We start from the raw sequence: 780 nt of genomic DNA, 5'->3' as shown, positions 1-780 counted from the left end.
CGGGGTTGTTGCGCCCGGGAGCCGCCCACACCGCCAGCACCGCCTCCAACGCCGCCCGCGTCGCGGGGTCGATCTGCCCACGGAGCTCACTCATCCCGTCGAGGCGTTGACGCCCCACGCGCAGCCAGCGCTGCGCCGCCCGCAGTTCATCGGAGAAGTCCCCGTCGGGGTTCAGATAGGCCGCCAGGCGCTGCGCCGCGGCCCGCAACTCCCCGGGGGTGTGCTTGCTCGCCAGGTCGGCCAGTTGGGCTTCGGCGGCCTCACGCACGTCAAACGGCGTCGAGGCGGGGATCTCCTTGGTGAAAAACCGCCGGATCACCCGCACATGCTCGGCCCCCACCAGGCCCTTCTCCACCGCGGCGGCCGTGTGCGCCAACTCCGCTTGCAGCGTTTCGCCGGTCATCGCCCGCCGCGGCGCCAACTCCCTCGCCTCGGCCACCCGGCGGGTCGCCTCAGCCTTGGAGATCCGCAACAACACCGTCAACGCCGAGGCCACACTGTGCTCCCCCACCTCCGCCAACGGCGCGGCCTGCAGCCCCGCGACCAACCGGTGCCCCACCACCGCCTGTCGACGCGTGAACCTCTCCCACTCAGCCACGACCGCCAACTGCTCCGCGGTGCTCAAGGTGTCGAACGACTCGGCGACCATCGCGGACAACTCGCGGTCCATCGCCGCGATCCGTTGGCTGATCTGCTCCGCCGCCATACCCGAACACTAGTTCGAGCCACCGACAACCCCAGCCCCATCTGTAACCACTGAAACCAAAGAGACACAAGTGA

1 protein-coding gene is annotated in these 780 nt (G+C 69.7%); it reads right to left on the bottom strand.

Features of this window, described 5'->3' with window-relative positions; all coding sequences use genetic code 11:
* On the bottom strand, positions 1–706 hold a 706-nt coding region (locus A5650_RS14030), incomplete at its 3' end, for a DUF222 domain-containing protein (protein WP_156744132.1).
* Positions 707–780: the final 74 nt, after the last annotated feature.

The organism is Mycobacterium sp. 1164985.4 (assembly GCF_001668575.1).
Classification (GTDB): domain Bacteria; phylum Actinomycetota; class Actinomycetes; order Mycobacteriales; family Mycobacteriaceae; genus Mycobacterium.
The sequence above is the reverse complement of the archived record's forward strand: the minus strand, read 5'-3'. Positions and strand labels throughout refer to the sequence as shown.